The sequence below is a fragment of the Clostridioides sp. GD02404 genome, assembly GCF_045898275.1.
GTDB classification, from domain to species: Bacteria; Bacillota; Clostridia; order Peptostreptococcales; family Peptostreptococcaceae; genus Clostridioides; species Clostridioides difficile_A.
The window spans coordinates 271,187-279,814 of record NZ_JBJOCA010000002.1 but is presented as its reverse complement, the minus strand read 5'-3'; the positions used below and the strand labels follow the sequence as shown (position 1 = coordinate 279,814).

At 28.2% G+C, this 8,628-nt stretch carries 9 protein-coding genes; 1 reads left to right on the top strand and 8 read right to left on the bottom strand.

All coding sequences use genetic code 11. The features are described from left to right. Positions 1-48: 48 nt before the first annotated feature. Both Q3287_RS02795 and modA read right to left on the bottom strand, forming a co-directional pair. The gene (locus tag Q3287_RS02795) at positions 49-294 is read right to left on the bottom strand and encodes a hypothetical protein (protein ID WP_407963490.1); all 246 of its coding nucleotides are present in this window, start codon (positions 292-294) and stop codon (positions 49-51) included. 147 nt (positions 295-441) lie between these two features. Further along, positions 442-1,254 (bottom strand): molybdate ABC transporter substrate-binding protein, encoded by an 813-nt coding sequence (gene modA, locus Q3287_RS02790; protein ID WP_407963489.1) that lies wholly within the window; start codon positions 1,252-1,254, stop codon positions 442-444. A 192-nt stretch (positions 1,255-1,446) separates the two neighbouring features. Between modA and Q3287_RS02785 the strand changes: the two genes are divergently transcribed. Continuing rightward, the gene (locus Q3287_RS02785; RefSeq protein ID WP_407963488.1) at positions 1,447-2,376 is read left to right on the top strand and encodes a substrate-binding domain-containing protein; all 930 of its coding nucleotides are present in this window, start codon (positions 1,447-1,449) and stop codon (positions 2,374-2,376) included. 166 nt (positions 2,377-2,542) lie between these two features. On the opposite strand, the gene Q3287_RS02780 is transcribed toward Q3287_RS02785, so the two are convergent. From Q3287_RS02780 to Q3287_RS02755, 6 genes are all read right to left on the bottom strand, one after another. Continuing rightward, positions 2,543-2,992, bottom strand: coding sequence for a hypothetical protein (locus tag Q3287_RS02780; RefSeq protein WP_054269489.1), 450 nt, complete (start codon positions 2,990-2,992; stop codon positions 2,543-2,545). 201 nt (positions 2,993-3,193) lie between these two features. Continuing rightward, on the bottom strand, positions 3,194-4,174 hold the full coding sequence (locus Q3287_RS02775; protein ID WP_407963487.1) for an alpha/beta hydrolase: 981 nt from the start codon (positions 4,172-4,174) through the stop codon (positions 3,194-3,196). A gap of 173 nt (positions 4,175-4,347) precedes the next feature. Then, positions 4,348-5,202, bottom strand: coding sequence for a protein-ADP-ribose hydrolase (locus Q3287_RS02770; RefSeq protein ID WP_054269487.1), 855 nt, complete (start codon positions 5,200-5,202; stop codon positions 4,348-4,350). 294 nt (positions 5,203-5,496) lie between these two features. Continuing rightward, a complete protein-coding gene (locus Q3287_RS02765) occupies positions 5,497-6,825 on the bottom strand; it encodes a 6-phospho-alpha-glucosidase (RefSeq protein WP_054269486.1) in 1,329 nt (442 codons plus the stop codon). Positions 6,826-6,972: 147 nt separating this feature from the next. After that, a complete protein-coding gene (locus Q3287_RS02760) occupies positions 6,973-7,302 on the bottom strand; it encodes a PTS lactose/cellobiose transporter subunit IIA (RefSeq protein ID WP_407963486.1) in 330 nt (109 codons plus the stop codon). 23 nt (positions 7,303-7,325) lie between these two features. Further along, entirely contained in the window at positions 7,326-8,615 is a 1,290-nt protein-coding gene (locus tag Q3287_RS02755) for a PTS sugar transporter subunit IIC (RefSeq protein ID WP_054269484.1), read from the bottom strand. Positions 8,616-8,628: the final 13 nt, after the last annotated feature.

Genomic DNA, 8,628 nt, shown 5'->3' with positions numbered 1-8,628 from the left:
TTTAGCTACTAACTCACGACTAAAGTCACAAGTGTGCGTAGCTATTTTTTAATCAAAACTTAACAAAAACTTACCTACAAAACCATTTTTCCCACATAGCAATAATAAAAAGAAGCCTACAACTGTTGGTGGCAAAATCAATGGGAGTGTAAATAACCCATCTATAAGACCCTTCCACTTGCCTCTATAATTAGCCATAATATATGACACAAATATTCCTATTATAAAAGTTATCACTGTTGACAAAAAAGATGTCTTAAGTGATATCCATAAAGGTGACCAATCTGTTCCCATTTTTCCCTCCTTAATTTTAAATGGAAATAGTGAAATTAATATGTCTATTAACTTCACTATTTCCATTTTATTATAATATACAATTATTTTCAATTTTCATTTATTTATATATAATTTATACTTAATATACATAACTTATTTGTAAACTTATTCTACTTTTTTGTACCCAAATTCTTCAAAAATCTTTTGACCTGCATCACTTAACAAAAACTCTTCAAATTTCTTAGCAGCATCTACATTTTTACTAGCTTTAATTACTGAAACTGGATATGTAATAGGTGAATGAGTTTTTTCATCTGTTTTTTCAACTACTTTTATCTTATCATTATTAACAGTATCACTAAAGTAAACGAATCCAATGTCAGCATTTCCTGATTGTACCCATGCTAAAACTTCTTTTACATCCTTTGCAAATACTAACTTGTCTTTTAATTTATCTTTTAAATCTAAATTAGTTAATACTTCATCTGCATATTTCCCTGCTGGAACACTTTCAGCTTCACCAACAGCAATTTTCTTTACTTTATCCGATGTCAAATCTTTCATACTAGACACATCACTATCAGTAGAAGAAATAAGAACTAAATCATTTTTTACTAAGTCTTTCGTTGTATCAGAAACTAATAACTTTTCTTCATCCAATGCCTTCATTTGTTTTTGTCCTGCTGAAATGAATAAATCACATGGTGCTCCTTGTTCTATCTGTTGTTGTAATGAACCTGATGCTCCATAGTTAACTATAAGTTTTACATCTGAATCAACTTTTTTGTATTCTTCTTCAAGCTTTGCCATTGCTTCTTTTAAACTTGCCGCAGCCGATATGTTTAACTCTACTGTCTCACTACTTTTATTTGTTTTTTCTTGTTTTTCATCATCTTTCTTGCTTTCATTACTATTGCATCCAACTGTCCCCAAAGTTAAGCATGCAACTAGCCCTAATATTCCCAATATTTTTTTCATAACAATCTCCCTTTTTGTAAATTTGATACACATTTCAATATGTTTTATCATGTTTTATCATGTTTTGTTACGTATAACTTAATTATATATACCTACTAATAAATTTTCAAGTAAATTATTTATATTACTTTTAAATATTTTCCTACATTTTTCTTTTTTTAATGTTAAAATAACCTTATATGGAGGTGTATTATGGACTCATTATCATCTTTGACGCCTGTCGAGGTAGCTGAATTATTAAAGATAACAAAAAATACTGTATATGAATTAATCAAAAGAGGTGAACTTCCTTCTTATAAAGTAGGGAAAAAAATAAGAGTTGATATTAAAGATGTTGAAGAATATATCAATAGTCAAAAGACTGGTAAAATAAAAGATACACAATTTAACAATAAAAATATATCTATAAATAATAATTTTAAAGTTATTATTTCTGGTCAAGATGTAATATTAGATATTTTAGCTAGGTCTGTTGAAAAAAAATTAGATGGAGTAAATACATTTCGCTCTTATATAGGTAGTTATAATGCTTTATATGAATTGTATAATGGTAGGGTTTCTATAGCATCATCTCATCTATGGGATTTTGAAACAGATGAATATAATAGTACTTTTGTTAAAAAACTATTGCCAGGAATCCCATGTGTTCTTATAAATTTAGCTTACAGAATGCAAGGTTTTTATGTTGCTAAAGGTAATCCTAAAGAAATAAAAACTTGGGAAGATTTAATTAGACCAAACATAACTCTTGTCAACAGAGAAAAGGGTGCTGGTACTAGAGTTCTACTTGATGGTAAACTTAGACTTCTAAATTTTAATGGTAACCATATAAAAGGTTATGACAATGAAGAATTATCACACCTTGGGGTTGCAAGTACTGTTTCTCGTGGAATAGCTGATGTTGGTTTAGGGAATGAAAAAGCAGCATTACAAGTAAATAATATTGACTTTATTCCTCTTCACAAGGAACGTTATGATTTAGTCATCAAAAAAGAAGACTTACAAAATCCAGTTTACCAAACCATAATTAACATAATAAACTCAGCTGAATTTAAGGCTGAACTTCAAGGTCTTGGTGGATATGACTTAACTGATACAGGTAAAATCATAGCAGAAGTATAGAATCAAAATCGCAATCTATTTCATAAGACTTATAATTTTTCACAGAACTTATAACTTAAGGTCAAAATAAATTGCGATTTTTTGTGCATTTTTAAAAATGTTTACCTTATTAAATTTAGCAGTTAATACAAATTTCAATATAGTAAATTTCATAGTACTATTATATTTAATAGATATTCACATAATAGTACTTTTCCTTAACATAGATTAGCATATGATGTATTCTAACAAGCAACACTCTTCCTTTATTATATATATGTGGCAATATGTATGAATTTAATACATTATATACAATATTGCTTTCTTCTTGTATTTTTTCAACTAATAAATTATTTATAAAAGTATCCTTTTCATTTTCAATAACTTTACACCAATTTATTTTAACTTTTAAGATATATCTTCCCACTAGGTATATACATTCTACAATAAATAACAAAAATACAATATAATCAGTACCTCCTATCTGATATAAACTCCCCGATACCAATGGTTTCGCAAAGAAATTATAAAAGTTTAAAGTATCTCCTGTATAATCAAAAAGTATTAATAGTAATCCTAACCCCCTTAACACTTTCATATTCAACATGTCTTTATCTTTATTATCTTTGTTTTTCATATATACTACCTCTCTTTTCTTTAGATTTTATTGTAATATAATACTAACTCTTTCATTTGAGGTATAAATGAATTTAATTGGTAGTTATTTTCATTTTTACTAGAAATTAATTCACATTACTAAATATTATTTATATTTCAACATAAAAATAGCTTATCTATTTTTGATAAATACCAAAATAAATAAGCTATTAATATGCAATTAATTTTTATCATTAACAACATTACTATCTATAAATTTAAAAATTTTATTGAAATATACTGTTTTATCATGCTCATATCCATCAACATGACCAACACCTTCTATAATCCATATCTCTTTTTTATCGTGTTTAACTAAATCATACATTTTTTGGCTATTTCTATAATCACAGACATTATCTTCTGTTCCATGTATAAATAGTATAGGGACATTAGATTTTTTAACTGCCTCATCTGGTCTTACATCACTGTACCAAAATCCAGATTTAAACTTATTGTATAAATCTCCACATGTTATTACATAATCGACTAATACCTTTGGTATGCGCTTTTCTATTACTCCCATTCTAATCGCTTCTCTCATTTCAGAATAAGGAGAATCCAATATATAAAAATCCACATCTCTATTTCTAGAGTTTATCTCTGTATGCATAGCAGCTGTTCCTGCGCCCATAGAAAATCCATGTATTCCTAATCTTCCATCTGGAAATTTATTTTTTATAAATTTAACTAAACTATCTAAATCATACCTTTCATAAAGGCCAAATGTATAATTATCGCCTCCACTATTACCTGTGTTTCTTTGATTATAAATTAATACATTATAACCTTTATCTAAGTATCCATATGCTACCTTTAGCATTTCATAGTGGCAACTTCCTATTCCATGAACAAGTATAATAGTATCTTTTGTCTTTATATTTGAAGTTATAAAAATACTTTCAAGTTTGTAATTATTAGAACTTTGTATCATTAATTCATCTGTCTTATAGCTTTTTAATTTCTCTAGAGGTTTATCTTTTCTCTTAGAAAATACTTTTATCACATCTTCTTTTTTTATTAGTTGTTCTGAACCAACTGAGCTATTATAAACTAATTTACCAAATATATAAGATACAATTAATAGAATTAACAGAAACACAACTGATATAATTATAACTTTATCGCTTAAATTAATATAATTTTTAAAATTATTTTTCATATTTATTTACCATACAATTTCCTATATTATATTTTTAAGTAATAGAACAATTACTTATATTACCCTTATGATTTCTATTATACCCATTAATGTACTAAAATTACAAATTTTATTTAGTATTAATAAATTATTATATTATATAATAAAGATTTTTAGAATTTTATTATATAATATTATTTAAATATTCTTCTGTATTTTTCTTCTTCCTCTTCAGTAAACACATTAAATACAACTTTTAAGTTTTTCTCAGGATTTTCTTTTAACCATAATCTAACTCTGCTTACAGCAAGATTAGCTGCTTCTTTTTTTGGATACCCAAATACTCCTGTAGAAATTCCACAAAAAACAATATTTTTTATTTCATCAATTTCTTTTATTGTGTTTAAACATGATTTGTAGCAATGAAGTAGTTGCTTTTCTTGTTCTTTACTTGGTTGACCACCAGATACAATAGGACCAACAGTATGTACTACAAATTTTGAAGGTAGGCAATAACCTCTTGTTATTTTAGCATCTCCAGTATATTCTAAATGACCTTGTTTTTTTATTATTTTATCACAATCTTCTCTAAGTCTAGGACCTGCGCATGAATGTATCTCATTATCTACACATAAATGTAATGGTTGTAAGCATCCTAATAGCTTATTATTTGCAGCATTCACTATTGCATCTGCTTTTAAACTTGTTATATTACCTCTCCATATAGCAATACCTTCCTCTACTTCTTCTATATCATTTACATCTACTAACTCTCTTTCTTCACATTCAATTAACAATAAATTATGTAACATATTAAGTATTTCTGGAGCAATTTCTTTTGGTGGATATACATTCAAAAGTCCTCTAAGTATATCTCTAGGCTTAATTTCGTCATTTGATAAATTGTATATTTTAGAAGGAACTTCTTTTGAAAAATATGCAATTAAAGTGTTTATATTTTTCTTTCTTTGTTCGTCAGTTAGAGGCCTGATACTCTTATCAAAATCCTCAAATAAATTTACATCAGCAGCATAATCTCTCCACTTCATAGCCATCTCTCCATTCTCATATTTTAGGATTGTAAAATAATTATGTATTATGTACATGTTTATTTATTTCTATAAACACTTACATAAATCCTGTTAAAAGTGTAAATTTTTTAATATTATTATATTTAAAGACAAAATATAGAATTATTTTAAGTATTTTATAGAAACCTTTATAAAAATAATATGCAATTTGTTATTACTTTAACAGTAAAATTTTTAAATAATAATAAAGGTGAAAGCTTCTAAAGCTAACACCTTTATAAATTAAATATTCTAAAAAACCATATATTATTCTTAGTTAAGTTCTGGCCAATAATTTTTATTTGCTTTTATTAAATCATCTAATAGTTCTTTTGCTACTGTTGCACTTGGAACTGTTTTAGATAGCATAAGTGCTTGCCACAGTTTATTATATGATTTTTCAATCCAAGCATCAACCACTAACTTTTCAACTGCTAATTGTTGTTCCATTAAGCCCTTTTGAAACGTTGGTATTTTTCCTATTGATAATGGTTCATACCCATCTTTTCCAACTATACATGGAATCTCAACCATCGCATCAGATTGTATATTTTCTATAGCTCCATTATTTTGAACTATTAATAACATACGCTCATGAGTATTAAAAGCTAGAGCTGTAGCTAAATCAACTATAAACTCTGCATGTATTCCTATCTCAAGTCCACTGCCATTAGAATGCCCTTGCTTTTCTATTAATGCACATGAGCTAAATACTTCTTTTTCTCTTCCATTAATTACTTCATTAGCACGAGTGTAATTTACGTCAGAATGATTTACAACATAATCTGGGAATAGATAGTACTTTAAGTAACTACTTGGTATTGTAGTCAAATCTGTTTTTACTATTTCTCTAGTAAATAAATTAGTTTCAAACCAGCTATCCTTCTTATCATTTTTCATTCCTTCTTCACCATTTATAAATCCATACTCTTTTATATGCTCTACTAATTTTGGCAAAAGTTCATTTCCTTCTTTGTCTTTAATTGAAGTATACCAACCAAAATGATTTAATCCAAAATATCTTATATCCATATCTTTTCTAGATTCAAGCCCTGCAATCTTTGCTATACTATGCTCCATACCTATTGGCATATCACAGATATTTATTACTCTAGAAGTAGGTCTTAACCTTCTAACAGCTTCTGCTATTATGGATGCTGGATTAGAATAATTTAACATCCAGCAATTTGGAGAATACTTTTCCATATAGTCTATATTTTCAAGCACACCTTCTATGGACCTCATACCATAAGCTATTCCACCTGGTCCACATGTTTCTTGACCAACTATCCCATGTCTTAGAGGTATTTTTTCATCTAATTCTCTCATTTCAAGTTTTCCCACTCTTATATGAGCCAAACAAAAGTCTACATCTGTATAAGCTTCTTCAGGGGATGTTGTTGCTAAATACTCTATAGTAGGGTCCTTTTCTTTTATTAATATTTCACAGGCTTTAGCTACTTTATTTTGTCTTTCTTCATCGTTGTCATACAATTTAATAGCTCTTAATGGTAACCTATCTAGATTATCTAACAACATTAATATGATTTCTGGAGTATATGTACTTCCTCCACCAGCTATTACTACTGAAAACTTCTCCATAACAATTTCTCCTTTTCTATTTAAAAATTTACTATATTTATAAATAACTTTATAAATACTAGTACTTTAAAGCAAAAGGGAGTTCATTTATTAAATTTGCCAAATTAATAAACTATAGCCAAACTTCAAGCACTATTTATATGAAAATTAATTCTTATCATTTCTTGGGTCCATTATTTCAAATATGTCTACAAGCTCAGATACTAAAGAGTGAGCAAATAATGCATTTGAATAATGGTCTTCAGAATGTACAACTAAAAAATTAGTTCCACTATCTTCACTGTTCATAGCATTTGATAGTAATTCTAAATGATTCTTTGATGCTGTTTGTATTTTTTCTGATGCTGAGTCTAAAAGTCTTTTAGCTTTATCATAGTCACCTTTTTTTATTTCTTTAAGGGACATCATCACATCACTTTTAGCATCTCCTGATTCTGATATTATGCTAAATACTTTTTCTTCTATTTCAGGTATCATATCCTTCTCCTTCTAATGACTAGTTAAAAATCAAAGCTATCGTCACTTAATTCCGTAGCTAATTCTGCATTTTTGTTTAATTCCTCTTTCTCCATTATCTTAAAGAATGGATAATATATCAAGGTCATAAGTATTATACTTGCAAATACTAATACTATAGCCTTCCAGTCTAATGTCATTAAAAAAGCTGCAACTCCTGGAGGCAAAAATCCTGGAGGTTCTGCAATAGGTAATCCTACTAATCCTAATTTTAAAGCCATAAAGTTAAGTGCTCCAACTAGCACAGGTCCAAATACAAATGGTACAAACATATATGGATTCATAACTATTGGCGTTCCAAATATTACTGGCTCATTTATCCCAAATAATGATGGTAATAGCACAACTTTTCCCATACTATTTAGACTCTTACTCTTACTTCTCGACATAAGATATACTAGTCCTAAAGTTATTCCTGACCCAGTTACTTGTAAGAAACCATAGTAAAACCCTATTGTAAACACATGTTTTGGGTCTCCTCCAGCTGCTATTAGTGTCGCATTTTCTGCCATATATGTAGCTGCTATTGGCATCCATATACTTGAAGTTATTGCTGCTCCATGAAGCCCAAAGAACCATAACAATTGAGTTATAAAAAGTATTATAATTACTGCAAAGACATTGTCTAAACTGCTTATAGCTGGTGCTAAGAAATTCATTATAATAGCTGGTAATGGCTGACCTAGTATATTTTTAGTTACTGCTGCTATTGCTGTAAATAACATTATACATACTATCATTGGTGTTAAATTTCTAAAACTTTTATTTACTACACTTGGTACTTCTTTTGGAAATCTAATTACAAGATTTTTATCATTCATAAACTTAGTAATATCAACTACTAAAAGTGCTATTAGTATACTTACAAATAAACCTTGAGCATCTAAATAACTTGTATCTAATGCACCATCTACTATTTGCCCACATACAACAAGTTGTGCTATAACGGCTGTCATACCTATTTCCACATGATTAAGATTATATTTTTTAGCCAATGCTTGAGCTATAAAAAAGGCTGAGTATATAGATAATAAGCTCATAGTAAATTTATTTGGAATAAGTAATGTATCCATATTCTCAGATAATAACGTTTTTACACTTCCTTCAGGTAACATATTATTTAGAGCTACAAATAGCATACTTAAAGAACCAACAATTATTATTGGGGTGATGCTTATCATACCTTCTTTTATAGCTTGGAGATGCCTCTGCTTTTCAATCTTTTGTGCTATTGGAAGAAGAAATTTTCTCAAATTATTTTGAAGTGCTTCCATGTTTATCCTCTCC